19 protein-coding genes are annotated in these 16,686 nt (G+C 68.4%); 7 read left to right on the plus strand and 12 right to left on the minus strand.

Annotated elements, in window-relative coordinates; genetic code table 11:
- Positions 1-196: 196 nt before the first annotated feature.
- The 3 genes from OS124_RS0106285 to OS124_RS0106295 all read left to right on the plus strand — a co-directional run bounded on the left by OS124_RS0106285 (position 197) and on the right by OS124_RS0106295 (position 3,275).
- On the plus strand, positions 197-1,855 hold the full coding sequence (locus tag OS124_RS0106285; protein WP_010138559.1) for an NAD+ synthase: 1,659 nt from the start codon (positions 197-199) through the stop codon (positions 1,853-1,855).
- 160 nt (positions 1,856-2,015) lie between these two features.
- A complete protein-coding gene (locus OS124_RS0106290; protein WP_010138560.1) occupies positions 2,016-2,567 on the plus strand; it encodes a 2OG-Fe(II) oxygenase in 552 nt (183 codons plus the stop codon).
- Positions 2,568-2,681: 114 nt separating this feature from the next.
- Positions 2,682-3,275 (plus strand): NAD(P)H-dependent oxidoreductase, encoded by a 594-nt coding sequence (locus OS124_RS0106295; RefSeq protein WP_010138561.1) that lies wholly within the window; start codon positions 2,682-2,684, stop codon positions 3,273-3,275.
- Between the two features lie 379 nt (positions 3,276-3,654).
- On the opposite strand, the gene OS124_RS0106300 is transcribed toward OS124_RS0106295, so the two are convergent.
- Positions 3,655-4,362, minus strand: a complete 708-nt coding sequence (locus OS124_RS0106300) for a response regulator (protein WP_010138562.1) — start codon at positions 4,360-4,362, stop codon at positions 3,655-3,657.
- Between the two features lie 197 nt (positions 4,363-4,559).
- Between OS124_RS0106300 and mce the strand changes: the two genes are divergently transcribed.
- The gene (gene mce, locus OS124_RS0106305) at positions 4,560-4,964 is read left to right on the plus strand and encodes a methylmalonyl-CoA epimerase (protein ID WP_010138563.1); all 405 of its coding nucleotides are present in this window, start codon (positions 4,560-4,562) and stop codon (positions 4,962-4,964) included.
- Positions 4,964-5,245: a DUF1467 family protein gene (locus tag OS124_RS0106310; protein WP_010138564.1), complete on the plus strand. Its 282-nt coding sequence runs from the start codon at positions 4,964-4,966 to the stop codon at positions 5,243-5,245. The genes mce and OS124_RS0106310 overlap by 1 nt, the downstream gene beginning before the upstream one ends.
- A gap of 147 nt (positions 5,246-5,392) precedes the next feature.
- Here the strand turns inward: OS124_RS0106310 and OS124_RS0106315 are convergent, their stop codons facing one another.
- From OS124_RS0106315 to OS124_RS0106325, 3 genes are all read right to left on the minus strand, one after another.
- Positions 5,393-6,100: an EI24 domain-containing protein gene (locus tag OS124_RS0106315; protein WP_010138565.1), complete on the minus strand. Its 708-nt coding sequence runs from the start codon at positions 6,098-6,100 to the stop codon at positions 5,393-5,395.
- Positions 6,085-6,663, minus strand: coding sequence for a nitroreductase family protein (locus OS124_RS0106320; protein WP_010138566.1), 579 nt, complete (start codon positions 6,661-6,663; stop codon positions 6,085-6,087). The genes OS124_RS0106315 and OS124_RS0106320 overlap by 16 nt, the downstream gene beginning before the upstream one ends.
- Before the next feature lie 90 nt (positions 6,664-6,753).
- The gene (locus tag OS124_RS0106325; RefSeq protein WP_010138567.1) at positions 6,754-7,875 is read right to left on the minus strand and encodes a class II histone deacetylase; all 1,122 of its coding nucleotides are present in this window, start codon (positions 7,873-7,875) and stop codon (positions 6,754-6,756) included.
- A 90-nt stretch (positions 7,876-7,965) separates the two neighbouring features.
- Between OS124_RS0106325 and OS124_RS0106330 the strand changes: the two genes are divergently transcribed.
- Entirely contained in the window at positions 7,966-8,232 is a 267-nt protein-coding gene (locus OS124_RS0106330) for a DUF167 domain-containing protein (protein WP_010138568.1), read from the plus strand.
- A 2-nt stretch (positions 8,233-8,234) separates the two neighbouring features.
- Here the strand turns inward: OS124_RS0106330 and OS124_RS0106335 are convergent, their stop codons facing one another.
- Positions 8,235-8,474 (minus strand): hypothetical protein, encoded by a 240-nt coding sequence (locus OS124_RS0106335; protein ID WP_010138570.1) that lies wholly within the window; start codon positions 8,472-8,474, stop codon positions 8,235-8,237.
- A gap of 131 nt (positions 8,475-8,605) precedes the next feature.
- Here OS124_RS0106335 and OS124_RS0106340 point away from each other — a divergent pair, with 131 nt between their 5' ends.
- On the plus strand, positions 8,606-9,349 hold the full coding sequence (locus OS124_RS0106340; RefSeq protein ID WP_085994630.1) for a M48 family metallopeptidase: 744 nt from the start codon (positions 8,606-8,608) through the stop codon (positions 9,347-9,349).
- A 78-nt stretch (positions 9,350-9,427) separates the two neighbouring features.
- Here OS124_RS0106340 and OS124_RS0106345 read toward each other — a convergent pair whose 3' ends face one another.
- From OS124_RS0106345 to OS124_RS0106375, 7 genes are all read right to left on the minus strand, one after another.
- Positions 9,428-11,206 carry an SLC13 family permease gene (locus tag OS124_RS0106345; protein WP_010138572.1) on the minus strand — a complete coding sequence of 593 codons (1,779 nt, stop codon included), beginning with the start codon at positions 11,204-11,206 and terminating at the stop codon, positions 9,428-9,430.
- A 229-nt stretch (positions 11,207-11,435) separates the two neighbouring features.
- Entirely contained in the window at positions 11,436-12,257 is an 822-nt protein-coding gene (locus OS124_RS0106350; RefSeq protein WP_010138573.1) for a TIGR00282 family metallophosphoesterase, read from the minus strand.
- A 261-nt stretch (positions 12,258-12,518) separates the two neighbouring features.
- Positions 12,519-13,229: an N-acetylmuramoyl-L-alanine amidase gene (locus tag OS124_RS0106355; protein WP_010138574.1), complete on the minus strand. Its 711-nt coding sequence runs from the start codon at positions 13,227-13,229 to the stop codon at positions 12,519-12,521.
- Between the two features lie 4 nt (positions 13,230-13,233).
- Complete coding sequence (locus tag OS124_RS0106360; RefSeq protein ID WP_010138575.1) at positions 13,234-14,010, minus strand: hypothetical protein; 777 nt, start codon at positions 14,008-14,010, stop codon at positions 13,234-13,236.
- Positions 14,011-14,103: 93 nt separating this feature from the next.
- The gene (gatA, locus tag OS124_RS0106365; RefSeq protein WP_010138576.1) at positions 14,104-15,591 is read right to left on the minus strand and encodes an Asp-tRNA(Asn)/Glu-tRNA(Gln) amidotransferase subunit GatA; all 1,488 of its coding nucleotides are present in this window, start codon (positions 15,589-15,591) and stop codon (positions 14,104-14,106) included.
- Between the two features lie 39 nt (positions 15,592-15,630).
- Complete coding sequence (gene gatC, locus OS124_RS0106370) at positions 15,631-15,918, minus strand: Asp-tRNA(Asn)/Glu-tRNA(Gln) amidotransferase subunit GatC (RefSeq protein ID WP_010138577.1); 288 nt, start codon at positions 15,916-15,918, stop codon at positions 15,631-15,633.
- Positions 15,919-15,949: 31 nt separating this feature from the next.
- Positions 15,950-16,621, minus strand: a complete 672-nt coding sequence (locus tag OS124_RS0106375; RefSeq protein WP_010138578.1) for a ceramidase domain-containing protein — start codon at positions 16,619-16,621, stop codon at positions 15,950-15,952.
- Between the last annotated feature and the right edge of the window lie 65 nt (positions 16,622-16,686).

Below are 16,686 nucleotides of genomic sequence, written 5' to 3' on the forward strand. Positions count from 1 at the left end.
TTCTCCCTGAACCCGCCTTCGCTGGGCGCCGACACTGCGATCGGGCGGCCTTGCTGGTTTGGGCGAAACCTATGCGAGGGATATCGCAGGGGCAACGCCTTTCACCAAATCGCCTTTTCCTCGGCAGGTCTGGCGGCTAAGCAGGCGCAAAGGCCCTGCGGGGCCGTCAGGCAGCGCGGCCAGCAAGGAGGCAGCCATGGCAGACAGGTTCCGGATCACCCTGGCGCAGCTCGACGCCACAGTGGGCGACATCGACGGCAATGCCGAGAAGGCCTTCGCCGCATGGCAGAAGGGTCGCGAGGCCGGTGCCGACCTCGTCTGCCTGCCCGAGATGTTCATCACCGGCTACCAGACCCAGGACCTGATCCTGAAGCCGGTGTTCCACCAGGCCGCAATGGCCGCGATCGAGGCCCTGGCCGCGCAATGCGCCGAGGGCCCGGCCCTGGCCATCGGCGGCCCCTGGATCGAGGGCACCGGCCTCTACAACGCCTACCACCTCTGCCAGGGCGGCCGCGTCACCGGACGGGCGCTGAAGCACGACCGGCCCAACGACACCGTCTTCGACGAGGTGCGTCTCTACGAAAGCGGTCCCCTGGGCGGGCCGCTTTCGGTCGGCGACATCCGCATCGGCTTCCCGGTCTGCGAGGACGCCTGGCATCCCGATGTCGCCGACACCCTGGCCGAGACCGGGGCCGAGGTCCTGATCGTGCCCAATGGCTCGCCCTATGCGCGCCACAAGATGGAAACCCGGCAGAACCACATGGTCGCCCGGGTGGTCGAGACCGGCCTGCCGCTGGTCTACCTCAACCTCGTCGGCGGCCAGGACGACCAAGTCTTCGACGGCGGCAGCTTCGGGCTGAACCCCGGCGGCGCCCTTGCCTTCCAGATGCCGGTGTTCGACGAGGCAATCTCTCATGTCGACCTCGAGCGCGGTGCCGAAGGCTGGCGCATCGCCGGGGCCGAGAAGGCTCATGTGCCCGACGAATGGGAACAAGATTACCGTTGCATGGTCGAGGCCCTGTGCGGCTACTGCCGCAAGACCGGCTTCAGCAAGGTCCTGCTGGGCATGTCCGGCGGCATCGATTCGGCGCTGGTTGCCACCATCGCCGCCGATGCCCTCGGGCCCGAAAACGTGCGCTGCGTGATGCTGCCCTCGGAATATACCTCTGATCATTCGCTCGAGGATGCCGAGGCCTGCGCCAAGGCGCTCGGCTGCCATTACGACTATGTCCCGATCTCCGGCCCCCGCGCTGCCGTGACCGAGGCGCTGGCGCCGCTGTTTGACGGCCTCGCCGCCGATCTGACCGAGGAAAACATCCAGTCCCGCCTGCGCGGCGTGCTGCTGATGGCGCTGTCGAACAAGTTCGGGGAAATGCTGCTGACCACCGGCAACAAGTCCGAGGTCGCGGTCGGCTACGCGACGATCTACGGCGACATGGCGGGCGGCTACAACCCGATCAAGGATCTGTACAAGACCCGCGTCTTCGAGACCTGCCGCTGGCGCAACCGCCATCACCGCGACTGGATGCTGGCGCCGCGCGGAGAGGTCGTGCCGCCGCGCATCATCTCTAAACCGCCCTCGGCCGAGCTGCGCCCGGATCAGAAGGACAGCGATTCGCTGCCCGACTACCCGGTGCTGGATGCCATCCTCGACCTGCTGGTCGACCAGGATGCCTCGGTCGCCGATTGCGTCGAGGCAGGCTTTGCCCATGACGACGTGAAGAAGGTCGAGCGGCTGATCTACCTGTCGGAATACAAGCGCTTCCAGTCCGCACCCGGCGCCCGGCTGACCGACCGCGCCTTCTGGCTGGACCGCCGCTATCCCATCGCCAACCGCTGGCGCGACAAGGGATGATCGCTGACGCGGAAGGGGCTGATCGCTGGCGCGCCCTGGGGCTGGCCCACGGGGACTGATCGCGCTTGCCCGCAGCCAAAAACGACCTGCGCCGCGTCGCAATCGGCGCAGCGCTGCACCGGCTTCCGCCCTAGGAGAGCCTTCTTTCGAGGACTTCTCCATGATTGCCTTCCACCAGATCGACGCCGCCTTCTCCCCCGCCGAATGTGCCCAGCTTGTCGAGATCTCTCGGGCCGCGCCCTCGCAGGACGCCGGGCTGGTGCGCGCCGGGCGTGACCACAACCTGCGCCGCGCCGATCTGACCTGGGTCGACGACCTGCCCGAGACGGCCTGGGTCATGGACCGGCTGATCGACCTGGTGCGCCAGGCCAATCGCACGGTCTTCGACTTCGACCTGCAGGACTTCTCCGAATCGCCGCAGATCGCCCGCTACGGGGCCGAGCGCGAGGGCCACTTCGGCTGGCATTCCGACATCGGCGACAGCCCGCTGGCGGCACGGCGCAAGCTGACCCTGGTCACCCAGCTGTCCGAGGATGGCGCCTACGACGGCGGCACGCTCGAAGTCTGGATGAACGCCAATGTTGCCACCGCCCCGCTGAAACAGGGCACCGCGGTGCTTTTCCCCTCCTTCGCGCTGCACCGGGTCCTGCCGGTGACCGAGGGAGAGCGGTTCTCTCTGACCGTCTGGGCGCACGGACCGGCCTTCCGCTAGGAATACTCCGGCCGGTACGTGCGCTGAAGCACAGGCACTCTGCTATTCCAAGACTTTTCGTGCGCGAGAACGGGGGCTACCTGAGGCTCAAACGCCAAACCAGGAGTCTTCCAAATGAGCGCCCCCAAGATCGCAATCGTCTACTACTCCACCTACGGCACCAACCATGCCGTCGCCGAGGAAGCTGCCCGCGCCGCCCGTGAGGCCGGCGCCGAAGTGCGCGTGCTGCGCATCCCCGAGACCGCCCCCCAGTCCGTCGTCGAGACCCAGGACGCCTGGAAGGCACACCTGGAAGCCACCAGCGACGTGCCGAATGCCACGCCGGACGACATGTCCTGGGCCGATGGTTACTTCTTCGCCTTCCCGACCCGCTTCGGCTCGGCTCCCTCGCAGGTCCGCGCCTTCATCGACACCCTGGGCGGTGTCTGGTCGCAGGGCGGCCTGGCCAACAAGACCGTCACCGCCTCGACCTCGGCCGGCAACACCCACGGCGGCCAGGAAGGCACGCTGCTGACCTTCTACCCGACCGTCATGCACTGGGGTGCGATCATCGTCGCCCCGGGCTTCACCGATGAGTCGATCGGTGCCGCCGGCGGCAACCCCTACGGCTACTCGGCCACCCCCGGCGCCTTCGACGAGAAAGGCAAGGCCGCCGTGGCCCACCAGGCCAAGCGCCTGGTCGAAGTCACCGCCAAGCTGAACGGCTGAACCACAGCGGCGATCCGGGGCCCCTCGGCCCCGTGTTCGCCGCGACACGGGCCACCGCGCAGGGCCTTGGTACGGGGCCGCCGCGCAACTCCACCGTGCAGGGCCGTCATAGTGGCCCACCATACTCGCCCGCCCCGGCTTCTCTCCGGGTCGGGCCTCCGGATCCGGGCCGACGTGCTCCCTCGTCGCGGCCCGGTCCTTCTTCCGCAAAAGGTGGAAGCGCAGGGCGCGGAACGGTCTCCGGACCTTCCGCGCTTGTCGCGTCTCTTGGACACGCACGCACCCCCGCAGCTGGATCTCCCTTCCCGAGGGGGAGGCGGGACCGGAGGAAACTGACGCCGGGATCCTGCCCCGAAGCGGTGGCCCGACACCTCTCGCCTCAGATCGCCATCCTTTGACCGATCCTCTGCTGCAACAGCCCGGCCAGGCGCGCCAGTTCCGAGCGTAGCGGGGGCCCCTTTCCGCGCAGCGCCTCAAGCGCTTCGGCGGCATCGACAAGCTCGTCGTCGCCGGCGCAATGGGCCACACCGCGCAGGAACTGGCCGAGATAGGCCAGCATGTCGGCATCCGACGCCTCCTGCAGCAGTTCCGCCGCATGGGCCATGTCGTCCTTGTAGGCCACCGGATCGGGCTCGATCGGATCCGACGGCAGCGCTCTTGGCCCCGACAGCCGGTATTCCTGCGGCATGTGCGACAGGATCTCGGCCTGGAAGGCGGCAAGGCTGGTCAGCGGCTTGGCAAAGAAGCACTGTGCCCCGGCCTCGCGCGCCGTTTCCTCGGCGCCGGAATCGCCCGACATCGCCGCCACCACGCCCAGCTTAGCCCCGCCGCGCGTCAGCTCGACGATCAGCTCGGCCCCCGAGCCGTCCGGCAGCCCCAGATCCACCACCGCCACCGAGGGCCGGTAGACCTGCAGGTGCCGTCGCGCCGACTTCAGGCAATCCGCCCGCCGGATCCGCGCGCCAGACCGCAGGCAAAGCAGGCGCAGCGCCTCCGAGGCGTAAAGACTGTCCTCGACCACCAGGACGGTCAGGCCCAGCATGGGCCGGCTGGCGGTCGGAGAGGCGAATGTGTCGAGCGGTTCCATGATGTTCCTGACATTTCCGCGCCGTTCGGGCGCTGTCTCAGGCTAGGCGCGACAGGATGAACGCCACGTTAATTCCACCGCCCCGCACAGCTGCGACCGCAGGGCGCCTTGCGCGCCGGCGCTCTCCCGGGTGATAACCGCGGCAGGAAAGCGCCCTGCCGCCGGAACGCTCCGGCCGGGGCCGGGAGGAGACCACCATGATCGGACGCCTGAACCACGTCGCCATCGCCGTGCCCGACCTCGAGGCCGCGGCGGCGCAGTACCGCACGACCCTCGGGGCCGAGGTCGGCGCGCCGCAGGACGAGCCGGACCACGGCGTCACCGTGGTCTTCATCACCCTGCCCAACACAAAGATCGAGCTGCTCTACCCGCTGGGAGAGGGCTCTCCGATCACGGGCTTCCTGGAAAAGAACCCCTCTGGCGGGATCCACCACATCTGCTACGAGGTCGAGGATATCCTCGCTGCCCGCGATCACCTGCTGGCCGAGGGCGCGCGGGTGCTGGGCGGCGGAGAGCCGAAGATCGGCGCACATGGCAAACCGGTGCTGTTCCTGCATCCCAAGGACTTCAACGGCACCCTTATCGAACTGGAGCAGGTCTGATGGGCATCACCTCGGGATTCGTCCTTTACGCGGTCATCTGGTGGATGACACTGCTATGCATCGCACCGCTGCGCCTGAAGACCCAGGCCGACGTCGGCAAGGTGGTGGCGGGCACGCAGTCCGGCTCGCTGGAGGTGCACAACCTGCGCCCCAAGCTCTGGATCGCCACCGGCATTGCAACGGTCCTTTTCGCCATCGCGGCGACGATCATCCTGTCGGGCTGGATCACCATCGAGGACATGGACTGGTGGGGCCGCCTGGAGTCGACCGTCCCGCGCTGAGCGCACAGACAGGCACCGAACGAGCCCCCGCGATTTCGGATGCCGGGGCTATCCCCGGAGCCAGTCCGGAAATCCTGTCCTGCACCAACGAGAGACCCCGCCGCAGCCGGCAGGCTGGGCGGGGGCTTTTCGGTCCTCCCGACGGGCTCAGGCGCGTTTCGCGGCGAGCCCATGGAAGATGTGGGTGAAGGTCGCAGCCCCCAGGATCGGCACCACCAGGTTCAGGATCGGCACGGTCAGCGGAATCGCCATCAGGATGCCCCCGGCCCAGATCGTCAGCATGTGCCGCTTGCGCAGCTGGTTGGCGCCCTCGCGGCCCAGTCGGCGCATGGCGGCCAGGGTGAAGTATTCCCGCCCCAGCAGGTAGCCGTTCAGCCCCCAGAAGATGAAGGGCGCGAAGGGGGCGAGGAAGATGTAGAAGACCAGCGCCACCATGTTGGCAAGCAGGATCACCCCGAGGAAGCTGACGGTATCGGTCAGCCCCTCGATGAAGCCCACGCCCTCGACATGGGGCAGGCCCGGATAGTGACGGTCCTCGACCGCCTCGGCCACCTGGTCGAGGTACATCGAGGTGATCGCCGAGGCCACCGGCACCATCAGGAAGACCGAGGCCAGCATCATCGCCAGCAGACCGCCCGCCGCTGCCAGGTCGTTCAGCCAGGAGACCTCTCCGATCCAGGGCAGGCTGGCGTCGTCCCCGATGACCCAGCCGATCCCGGCCCAGGTGATCCAGCAGGCGCCGATCAGCAGCGCCAGGGTCAGGCCGACCCCGATGAACAGCACCCGTCGAAACCGCGGATCCCCGGTCTGGCCGAGGGCACGGAAGAAGCCGGAAAGGATCAGGCCGAAATCCACGTGGTGATCTCCTTGAGGTCGGGGCGGGGGCGTTCCGGCGGGGCGACCTGCTCGGTGCCCAGGTAGATCAGCCCGGCGAGGCTTTCATGGGCGGCAAGGCCCAGGCCCTCCTGCAGGAACTCCCGGTCGAAGCAGTGCCAGCCGGTCAGCCAGTTGGCGCCCCAACCCGAGGCCAGGCCCGCGTTGACCAGCGCCAGGCAGACGGCTCCGGCGGAATAGGTCTGTTCGATGGCCGGAATCTTGTCCGAGGCCTTGGGGCTTTCGACGACCGCGATGCAGGTCACGCCGTCCTCGAACTGCTTCACCGCCTTGGCGATGTCCTGATCGCTCTTGCCCAGTGCCGCGCCACGGGTGCCGACCAGCTTGCCCAGGCGGTCGAAGGCGGCGCCCTCGATCACGATGAAGCGCCAGGGCTCCAGCTTGCCATGATCGGGCGTGCGGGCGCCGGCGGTCAGGATCACCTCCAGCTCATCGCGCGAGGGGCCGGGGGCGGCCAGGGTCTTGGCGGGACGCGAGCGGCGGCTCAGCAGGAAGTCCAGGGCGGCCTGGTTGCGGTCGGGCATGTCGATCTCCTGTCTAGGTCGCAGGACATGTCGGCCCTCGGCGCCGGGGTTTCAAGCTGAAATCCCCTTCAGGAGAAGCCTTTGTCGTTTCTACAAAAGCCGCGCCGCCATATCGCCGACCAGCCCCGAGAAGAAGGCCCGCGCAGCCTGCCCCGGCTGGCGGATGGCCACCGTCTGCGCCATCGGATCCGGTACCACCCGGTCCGAGCCCGAGAGCACCTCGAGCACCCGGTGGCCGCAGAAGGGCACATAGACCTCGGAGTAGCCGCCCTCGTGAACCAGCAGCAGCCGCCCCTCGCAAAGCCGGTCCGCCGCCTGCAGCAGCTGCGCGGTCATGGCACCGAAGGTCTCGGCGGTGCAGAGCATCCGGGCGATCGGATCGAAGATGCCGGCGTCGAAGCCGCAGGCGACGATGATCACGTCGGGCCTGTAGCCGTCGAGGGCGGGCAGGACGATGCGCTCCATCACCTCGAGGTAGGTGTCGTGACCGGCGCCCGGCGGCAGGGGGATGTTCATGTTGAACCCCTCGCCCGCGCCGCGCCCCCGATCGGCGATATCGCCGGTGTCCAGCGGGTAGTTCTTTTCCTGGTGGATCGAGATGGTCAGCACGTCGTCGCGTTCGTAGAAGATATGTTCGGTGCCGTTGCCATGGTGGACATCCCAGTCGATGACCGCGACCCGGCCCGCCTCGCCGCGCGCCTTGGCCGCCTCGATGGCGATGGCGATATTGGCCAGCAGGCAGAAGCCGTTCGGCCAGTCGGGCAGACAGTGGTGCCCCGGCGGACGCGACAGCGCATAGGCATTCCGCACCCGCCCTGCCATGATGTCGGCCAGCGCCGCGCTGGCCAGCCCAGCCGACAGCGCCGCGATTTCATAGCCGCCCTGACCGAAGGGGGTACGCAGGCCCAGCTCTCCGCCGCCGGCGTCCGACATGGCCTTGAAGGCATCGAGGTAGCTTTCTGGATGCACCCGCAACAGGTCTTCGCGGCTGGCCTCGGGCGCCGAGAACAGCGCGAGGTCGGCGGTGATCCCCGAGACATCCATCAGGTTCTTCAGCCGCCGCTTGGTCTCGGGGCTTTCGGGCAGGCCACCGGCGGCCATGGGCTGCACGAAGCCGCCGACCGGCAGGGTCAGCGCGTAGTTCCCGCCCGAATGCCAGAAGCAGCGTTCATCCCAGTAGAAGCCGGTCTTGGGGGTGCCCTCGGTTGACATGGTCGTGCCTCCTGGTGTCTGTCCCGGCTCAGACTGGTCCGGCACCCGCCCGGACGCAAGCCCCTGCCACCCTGATCCCGCCGGAGCCCCATGGCACGCGACATTCCCGATCTCAGCCCGCTGGCCCGGACCGGGACCGAGATCGCGGTCAGGGTCACCCCCAGGGCCTCGCGCGACCGGATCACCCGCGAGGCCGACGGGACGATCCGCGTCTACGTCACCACACCGCCCGAGGACGGCAAGGCCAACGAGGCGGTGCGCAGGCTGCTGGCAAAGGCCCTGGGGCTGGCGAAGTCACGGCTCAGCCTGGTGCGGGGCCAGACGGCGCGGGACAAGCTGTTCCGGGTCGAGGGCTGACGTCAGCCGCCCGTGCGAACGGTCTGGTAGGTACCCTCGGGCAGGTTCAGCGCCGCCGCCAGGTCCCGCAGCTGCGCCATCGACAGGGTGATCTTCTGCATCTGGTCGGTGCGGGCGTCGTACTGCTCGACGGTGATGCACTCCTCGAAGGCGTTGATCACAACGTCTTCCTGCAAGGGAACGGAACCGTCATCCACGAGGGTGACGATGGTGCAGTCGAATTCGTGTTCGATGGTAAACATGATCGTTTCAGGGTACCCGCTGGCAAGACGGCGTCAATCACCCGTTACGGCTTCTGCCCGCCGCCCCCTGCAATCGGCGTTCTCTTGCGCTATATGCAGAACTGACCCTTTCGAATCCGGCCCTGCCCTGAATGTTCCGAGTTTCCCCAGCCCGCTTCCTGCGCCCGCTCGCAGTCCTTGCCACTGCCCTCATTCTCGCTGGCTGCGACCTGCCGCAGGCGGTGGTGACGCCCGCCCCCTCCGACCCTGCCGACACCCCAGCCCGCCTCGGCCCCGAGGCGGCGGCACGTCAGTTCGCCCAGGTGGTCGAGACCGTCGAACCCGAGATCGAGCGCTATTGCCGCGCCCGCCGGGCCGATCAGCGGTGCGCCTTCAAGATCGCCATCGACCATCGCCGGCGCAGCGCGCCCAATGCCTTCCAGACCCTCGGCGCGGACGGGCAGCCGGTGATCATCTTCACCCTGGCGCTGATCGCCGACATGCGGAACCCCGACGAGCTGGCCTTCGTCATGGCCCATGAGGCCAGCCACCACATCCTGGACCATCTCGGCCAGCAGCGCCGCTACGCCGAGCAGGGCGCACGCGAATATGCCGAGGTGGCCGCGCGCTCGGGCGCCTCGCAGGCAGCGGTCCGCCGCGCCTCCGAGATGGGGGCGGCCTTCACGGCGCGCAGCTACTCGCGCCAGTTCGAGCTTCAGGCAGATGCGCTCGGCACCCGGATCGCCACGACGGCGGGCTACGATCCGCTGCGCGGGGCCCAGTATTTCAACCGCATTCCAGACCCCGGCCAGGAGTTTCTCGGCACCCATCCCCCCAACAAGGAGCGCATGGACACCGTCCGGCGCGTCCTGGCCCAGATGTCGGCCGGGGTCTGACGCAAACAGGATCTGAACTGAAAAGGGGCCGCACTGACTGTGCGGCCCCTTTGTCGTTGCACGGTCTCCCCGGTCGGGTCAGAGCGACCAGAACAACGGGATCACCGCGCTGACCACCAGCCCCATGGTCAGGTTCAGCGGTATCCCGATCTTCATGAAATCGGTGAAGCGGTAGCCTCCCGGGCCGTATACCAGCATGTTGGTCTGGTAGCCGATCGGCGTGGCGAAACTGGCCGAGGCAGCGATCATCACCGCCACCACCAGCGGCCGCGCGTCGATCCCCATGGCCTGCGCCAGACCGACGGCAATCGGCGTCATCACCACGGCCACGGCATTGTTCGAGACCAGCTCGGTCAGGATCGAGGTCAGCAGGTAGATGGCCCAGATGATCAGGAACCCCGGCAGCTCGGACATGAGCGGGGCAATGACCCTGACGATCATCTCGACGGCGCCTGTGTGTTCCAGCGCCGCACCGATGGCCAGCATCGAGAAGATCATCGCCAGCAAACGCCCGTCGACGAAGGCGAAGGCCTCGTCCGCATCGACGCAGCGGGTCACCAGCACCAGCGCCACCGCCAGGACCGACAGCAGCAGGATCGGCGCCACGCCGAAGCCCGCCAGCACCACGATGCCGAGGATCGCGGCAATGGCGATCGGCGCCTGGGCGCGGCGGTAGGCCTGTTCGGTGGGCTGGGCCACGTCGACCATGTCCATCTCGCGCGCCAGGCGCTTGATGTCCTCGGGCGCGCCTTCCAGCAGCAGCGTATCCCCGACACGCACCACCAGCTCGTCCAGCAGGCGGCCGATGTTCTGGTTCCGCCGGTGCGCGGCAATCGGGTAGACGCCATAGCGCCGCCGCAGCCGCATCGAGCCGAGCGAACGTCCGACCATCTTGCACCCCGGGGTGATCAGCACCTCGACCGTCGTGGTCTCGACCGCGCTGACCTGGTCCATGCGCTTCAGGCTGCGGTCGCGCTGCAGGCTGAGAAGCTCGGAGATCTGGCTGCGCAGCACGACGCGGTCGCCGACCTCGAGCACGACGCCCTTCAGGTTGCGCCTGAGCGAGACATCGCCCCGGATCACGTCGATCAGCCGCACGCCCTCGCGCTTGAACAGCTGCACGCCGGTCACCTCGCGGCCCACCAGGTTGCTGTCGGGGGGAATGACGGCCTCGGTGAAGAACTTCATCCGCGAGCGGTCCGACAGCATCGAGGCGAGGGATTCGCGCTTCGGCAGCAGGAAGCGGCCGGCGACCGCCAGGTAGAGGCAGCCCCAGGCGACGACGATCAGCCCGATGGGGGTGACCTCGAAGATGCCGAAGGGCTCAAGCCCCTGGGCCCGGGCGACGCCGTCGACCAGCAGGTTGGTCGAGGTGCCGATCAGGGTCAGCGTGCCGCCCATGATCGCAGCATAGGACAGCGGGATCAGCAGCTTGGACGGCAGGATGTCCAGCGTCTTGGCCATCTGCACGAAGACCGGGATCATCACCACCACGACGGGCGTATTCGACACGATCGCCGAAGAGCCCAGCACGAAGGCAAAGAGCGCCGCCAGCGCCAGCAGCGGCCGTTTGCCCGCCTGGGCGGTGGCGATCCGGGTAAAGCCCTCCAGCGCGCCGGTCCGCACCAGCGCCCCCATCACAAGGAACATCGCGGCGATGGTCCAGGGCGCCGGGTTCGACAGCACCCCGAGCGCCAGGTCATAGGGCAGCAGCCCGGTCAGCAGCATCACCGAGACACCCGAGATCGCCACCACCTCGGTCGGATAGGTTTCCCGGACGAAGAGGATGAACATCACCAGGACCACCGCAAGGGCCAGCAGCCCCGCTGTCGATCCGGTCAAGTATTGCGCCAGCATCAGGACCTGTCTCCTCGGGCAAAATCTTCTGCGCTTTGCGTGATTTAGGCGGCCCCGCAGGCACCACGCAAGTCCCGGATGCGCCCCGCAGCCCCGTCACGGTCCGTCACGCTGCGGCGATGGCCTCCCTGGCTGCGGATCAGGCACGACCTGAGCCATGCCCGCAGGCAGGCCCCGGGCCGCAGCGGATCACGCCAGATCAAGCCGGGTTCAGATCACGCGGGCCAAATCACACGGGGCCAGGACCGGAGGGCGCCAGCCGCCCCCCCTGTCGTACCATCTCGACGCGGGTCGCGCGACCCGTCCGGTCGTCGGTCTCGACATAGAGCCCCGAGACGGTGGCCTCGCCCTCGGCCGGGGTGAACCGGCCCTTGGCCATGCCGGTGACGAAGCGGCGCAGCGGCTCCGCCTTGTCCATGCCGATGACCGAGTCGTAGTCGCCGGTCATGCCCGCATCGGACTGGAAGGCGGTGCCGCGCGGCAGGATCTGCGCATCGCCCGTCGGCACATGGGTATGCGTCCCGACCACGACCGAGGCCCGCCCGTCACAGAAATGCCCCATGGCCATCTTCTCGGAGGTCGCCTCGCAGTGCACGTCGACCAGCGCCGCCTGCACCAGCCCGCCCATGGGGTACTTGCGCAGCACCGCATCGACATGGCTGAAGGGGTCCTCGAAGGGGCGCTTCATGAAGACCTGGCCCAGCACCTGCATCACCAGCACCTTGCGCCCGCCAGGGGCCTCGAAGACCCGCGCCCCGACGCCGGGGCATTCCTTGGCGTAGTTCAGGGGCCGCAGGATGCGCTTCTCGCTCTCGATGGCCTGCAGCATGTCCTTCTGGTCGAAGGCATGGTCGCCCAGCGTCACCACGTCCGCGCCCGCGTCCAGGATCAGCTTCGCATGGGCACCGGTCAGCCCGGCCCCATGGCTGGCATTCTCGCCATTGACCACGACGAAATCCAGCCGCCAAGCCGCACGCAGCTTCGGCAGCCACTCCTCGATGGCGGCCCGCCCGGCGCGCCCCATCACATCTCCGAGAAACATCATCCGCATGGCGCCAAGCCCTATGCCCCCGCCGCGCCGGAGGCAAGTGTTTCGCACCCCCGGGCGGCCGCCCCCGCTGCCCGCCCGACGCAGCAGCGCACCCTGCCCCTCCGGATTTGCCCGGCCGGATTGCCTCTGGCGGGAGGCGTTCCAGCCCTCGGATGGCTGCAAGAGACCCTTGTCCCATCACCAGGCTAAAAGTACTCTGGGGGGAGGCCCGCAGGGCCGGGGGGCAAAGCCCCCTCTGCCCCGTCAGGGGCAAGGCCCCGGTCACCCTCGGCCCGCAGCAAAGCGCGCGGCGATGTCCCGGGCAGCGATGCGATCGGCCGCGCTTTCACCGCCACGCGCCCAGGGGCGGAAGCGCAGGCGGAAGGCCTGCAGGGCCAGGGCCATGTCATCACTCGGATAGCCGATCCTTGCCAGGTCCTCTGCCAGGTCGCCCTCGGCGGCCGCCTGCGCATCGGGCCATACCGACAGCCCCTGCCGGGCCAGCCGGCGCCAGTCGAACTTCGGCCCGGGATCGGTCTTGCGTCCGGGGGCCATGTCGGAATGGGCGATCACCCCCTCGGGCGGGATCCGCCAGCGCGCCAGGATGCCACGCAGCAGCGCCTCCAGCCGGGCCATCTGCGGCTCGGCGTAGGGGTTGGGGGCCGGATTGGCCAGCTCGATGCCGATCGAGCGGGAGTTGACATCGCCGCGCCCACCCCAGCTTCCGGCGCCGGCGTGCCAGGCCCGGGCCCGCTCATCGACAAGCTGCCAGAGACGGCCATCCTCGGCGATCAGGTAATGGGCCGAGACCGGTGCCTCGAAAGTGGCGTCGCAGAGCCGCTCCAGCGCAGCCTCGGCGCTCTGCATGGCCGTGTGATGCAGGACGACCAGCCCGGGCCGCAGCCCGTCGCGCCGGTCGCCATGGTTCGGCGAGGGATGCCAGAGCGCCCCGGGCGCACCGATGCGCCCCGGAGCCCCGGCCGCCCCGCTCATCCGATCAGTTCCCGGCCCGGGCCGCCTTGCGGAAGGGTGCCGGATCCCAGGTGCAGGCGAAGCCGTCGCCATCGGGGTCGATCCCCAGCCGATCGCGCTGCGGTCCGCCCTTGGCGAGGAAATCGGCCTGCGCCATGTCGGGCGAGGGATAGCTGCCGCAGTTGCGGGTATAGCGCGCCTCGGCGTTCAGCAGGCCCATGCGGCTGTAGAGCGGCGTGCCGACGGCATGGCTGGTCTGCAGCGCATAGGCGGCCAGGTTGGGCCGGGTCTCGGTCCGTTCGGGCAGCGCCTCGGGCTGCACCTGCTCGTAGCGCTGGCGGTTCTCCTGGATGAACTCGCGGTCCTCGGCGATCGAGCGCTGCGCGTCCACCGCGGCAAAGTCGTTCTCGGCCGAGATGCCCAGCGAATTCACCGCCTCGGGCGGCGGGTTCGAGGGCGAGGCCTCGAGAGGGGCCTGGCCGGTGCCAAGGGCGCCCATCAGCGCGGCCTGGGTATCCGCGGCCAGCGCCTCGGCGCTGTCGGGGTCGCCCGCGCGGGCGCTGGTGGTCGCGGCCCCCGGCGGCAGGGCGTCGATGGCAGAGAGCGGGGCGCCGGCAGCGCCCGGCAGCGCCTGGGACGAAACCTGCGCCGGCGGCGCGATGGTCTGCGCCTGAAGCTGGGCTTCACGCTGCTGCTGATAGGATTGGTAATCTCCGAAACCCACGCCCGCCGCGCTGTCGGGCACGGCAGGGGCACAGGAGGCAAGGCCCAGAAGGGCCATGGCCAGGGTCAGTTCGCGCATGTCACTCTCTCGCTCTGCGGCAGGTCCATACTGGCGCGCATGGCGCGCCCCCTCAAGCGGGGATGCGCCGTTGCCCGGACCACGGCAGGCGGATTACCACCATTTCGCCGGCTTGGAAACAAACCCTGCCGCACGTTCCAGCACATAGGCGGTGTTCAGCAGATCGCCCTCTTCCCAGGGGCGGCCGATCAGCTGCAGTCCGAGGGGCAGGCCCCGCTTGTCGACACCGGCAGGAACCGAGATCCCGGGCAGGCCTGCCAGGTTCACCGTCACGGTGAAGACGTCGTTGAGATACATCTGCACCGGATCGGCCTCGGCCATCTCGCCCAGGCCGAAGGCCGCCGAGGGCGTGGCCGGGGTCAGGATCGCATCGACCCCCGCCGCGAAGGCATCATCGAAGTCCTTCTTGATCAGGGCACGAACCTTGCGGGCGCGGTTGTAATAGGCGTCGTAGAAGCCTGCGGACAGCACGTAGGTGCCGACCATGACGCGGCGCTGTACCTCGTGGCCGAAGCCCTCGGCGCGGGTCTTCTCGTACATCTCGGTGATGCCGTCGCCAGCCGCCAGCTTGGCGCGGTGGCCGTAGCGGACACCGTCGTAGCGGGCCAGGTTCGACGAGGCCTCAGCCGGCGCGATCACGTAGTAGGCCGGCAGGGCGTACTTGGTGTGGGGCAGCGAGATATCGACGACCTTGGCGCCTGCATCCGCCAGCATCTCCTTGCCGCGGGTCCAGAGCTGGTCGATTTCCTCGGGCATGCCGTCGAGGCGGTATTCCTTGGGGATACCGATCGTCTTGCCCCGGATATCGCCGGTCAGCGCCGCTTCGAAATCGGGCACCGGGAAGTCGACCGAGGTCGAATCCTTGGGATCATGAGAGCACATGGCCTGCAGCATGATCGCCGAATCGCGCACGTCCTTGGTCATCGGGCCTGCCTGGTCCAGCGAGCTGGCAAAGGCGATGATCCCCCAGCGGGAGCAGCGGCCATAGGTCGGCTTGATGCCGGTGATGCCGGTGAAGGCCGCAGGCTGGCGGATCGAGCCGCCGGTATCGGTGCCGGTAGCACCCAGGCAGAGGTCTGCCGAGACCGCCGAGGCCGAACCGCCGGAGGAACCGCCCGGCGTCAGCGCGGTGTCGTCATTGCCGCGGCGCCAAGGGTTCACGGCATTGCCGTAGCAGGAGGTCTCGTTCGAGCTGCCCATGGCGAATTCATCCATGTTCAGCTTGCCCAGCATCACGGCGCCGGCGTCGAAGAGGTTCTGGCTGACGGTCGATTCATACTCGGGCTTGAAGCCTTCGAGGATGTTCGAGGCGGCCTGCGAGGGCACGCCCTTGGTGCAGAAGAGATCCTTGATGCCCAGCGGGATGCCGCAGAGCGCGGGCGCATCACCGGCGGCGATGCGGGCATCGGCGGCCTTGGCCTGCTCCAGCGCCAGCTCGGGCGTCTTGTGCACGAAGGCGTTCAGCGCGTCGGCGGCGTCGATGGCGGCCAGGCAGCTTTCGGTCAGCGCGGTCGAGGTCGTCTCGCCGGCCTTCAGCGCGTCGCGGGCCTGGGCGATGGTCAGTTTGTTCAGCTCGGTCATGTCGTCTCGCCTCTCTTGAACGGGCGTTGTGGCCTGGTCTTACTCGACCACCTTGGGGACGGCGAAGAAGCCTTCGCGGGCATCGGGGGCATTGGCCAGGATCTTGTCCTGCTGACCGCCTTCGGTCACCACGTCCTCGCGCCGTTTCAGCCGCATGGGCGTGACCGAGGTCATCGGCTCGACGCCCTCGACATCGACCTCGTTCAGCTGCTCGATGAAGCCGAGGATGGTGTTGAACTCTTCCGCCAGCGCGGGCAGCGCGTCCTCTTCCACCTTGATGCGGGCGAGTTTCGCCACTTTCGCGGCGGTTGCCTTGTCGATCGACATCGGATGCTCCTGGTTCTGGATCGGGTCGGGTTTAGCGCCCGCGCGCCTTGCCCGCAAGCACATGCAGCGCCTGATGGCGGCGCCAGGTCTCGATCATCCAGGCCAGCATCACCGCATTCAGCACATGCCACAGGAAATGCGTCCCGATGCCAGCCGTCGAGCCGCAGGTCAGCTCATCCGCCGAGCGGAAGGTGAGCGAGAGCGTCAGCAGCCCCGCCCCGATGAACAGCCCCCGCGCGGTCTGCGGCTTCCAGTGGCGCAGCACCCCGCCGTAGAGGGCGATCAGCAGCGGCACCGGCAGGTAGGGGGCGCTGACACCATAGAGCGGCAATTTCGCGAAAAGCGGCGTGGTCAGCGCGGCGAAGGGCAGGAAGGCGGCGGCGATCAGCCCCGCCAGCCAGACCGGCCGTTCAAGGAAGTCACGGGTGGCGGCGAAGATGTAGATCAGGATGAAGGCGAGGATAGGCAGGGTATCGGCCAGGCTGGACCAGCTGTTTGCCAGGGTGTGGAACAGGCCCGAGCCGATGCCGATCACGAAGAGCACTGCCGCCAGCAGCTGCCCCGTGCCCTGCCCCTTCACCCGGGGCCAGACCCAGATCGCGGCCAGCAGGAAGGCGAGGTTGGTCAGCGCGTTCAGCGGCTCGGCCCAGAGACCGGGGCCGAGGCGTTCGCAGTAGGCATCTATCGGGCGGGTCCAGTCCAAGGGGCTTTCCTTCGTCTCTCTGGGCGCTAGGCTCTGGGCCGATATGGCCGGGCATGGACAGGCTC

Origin of the sequence: Oceanicola sp. S124, from assembly GCF_000220565.1 — a bacterium.
Taxonomy (GTDB): Bacteria; Pseudomonadota; Alphaproteobacteria; order Rhodobacterales; family Rhodobacteraceae; genus Pseudooceanicola.

What these genes read in the sequence shown, in the direction of transcription:
- OS124_RS0106345 (WP_010138572.1), bottom strand. Translation starts at nt 11,206, where the DNA reads ATGCTGGCGCAATACTTGACCGGATCGACAGCGGGGCTGCTGGCCCTT.
- gatA (WP_010138576.1), bottom strand. Translation starts at nt 15,591, where the DNA reads ATGACCGAGCTGAACAAACTGACCATCGCCCAGGCCCGCGACGCGCTG.
- OS124_RS0106295 (WP_010138561.1), top strand. Translation starts at nt 2,682, where the DNA reads ATGAGCGCCCCCAAGATCGCAATCGTCTACTACTCCACCTACGGCACC.
- OS124_RS0106290 (WP_010138560.1), top strand. Translation starts at nt 2,016, where the DNA reads ATGATTGCCTTCCACCAGATCGACGCCGCCTTCTCCCCCGCCGAATGT.
- OS124_RS0106325 (WP_010138567.1), bottom strand. Translation starts at nt 7,875, where the DNA reads ATGTCAACCGAGGGCACCCCCAAGACCGGCTTCTACTGGGATGAACGC.
- OS124_RS0106355 (WP_010138574.1), bottom strand. Translation starts at nt 13,229, where the DNA reads ATGAGCGGGGCGGCCGGGGCTCCGGGGCGCATCGGTGCGCCCGGGGCG.
- OS124_RS0106330 (WP_010138568.1), top strand. Translation starts at nt 7,966, where the DNA reads ATGGCACGCGACATTCCCGATCTCAGCCCGCTGGCCCGGACCGGGACC.
- OS124_RS0106350 (WP_010138573.1), bottom strand. Translation starts at nt 12,257, where the DNA reads ATGCGGATGATGTTTCTCGGAGATGTGATGGGGCGCGCCGGGCGGGCC.
- OS124_RS0106285 (WP_010138559.1), top strand. Translation starts at nt 197, where the DNA reads ATGGCAGACAGGTTCCGGATCACCCTGGCGCAGCTCGACGCCACAGTG.
- OS124_RS0106310 (WP_010138564.1), top strand. Translation starts at nt 4,964, where the DNA reads ATGGGCATCACCTCGGGATTCGTCCTTTACGCGGTCATCTGGTGGATG.
- gatC (WP_010138577.1), bottom strand. Translation starts at nt 15,918, where the DNA reads ATGTCGATCGACAAGGCAACCGCCGCGAAAGTGGCGAAACTCGCCCGC.
- OS124_RS0106340 (WP_085994630.1), top strand. Translation starts at nt 8,606, where the DNA reads ATGTTCCGAGTTTCCCCAGCCCGCTTCCTGCGCCCGCTCGCAGTCCTT.
- OS124_RS0106300 (WP_010138562.1), bottom strand. Translation starts at nt 4,362, where the DNA reads ATGGAACCGCTCGACACATTCGCCTCTCCGACCGCCAGCCGGCCCATG.
- OS124_RS0106335 (WP_010138570.1), bottom strand. Translation starts at nt 8,474, where the DNA reads ATGTTTACCATCGAACACGAATTCGACTGCACCATCGTCACCCTCGTG.
- OS124_RS0106320 (WP_010138566.1), bottom strand. Translation starts at nt 6,663, where the DNA reads ATGCCCGACCGCAACCAGGCCGCCCTGGACTTCCTGCTGAGCCGCCGC.
- mce (WP_010138563.1), top strand. Translation starts at nt 4,560, where the DNA reads ATGATCGGACGCCTGAACCACGTCGCCATCGCCGTGCCCGACCTCGAG.
- OS124_RS0106360 (WP_010138575.1), bottom strand. Translation starts at nt 14,010, where the DNA reads ATGCGCGAACTGACCCTGGCCATGGCCCTTCTGGGCCTTGCCTCCTGT.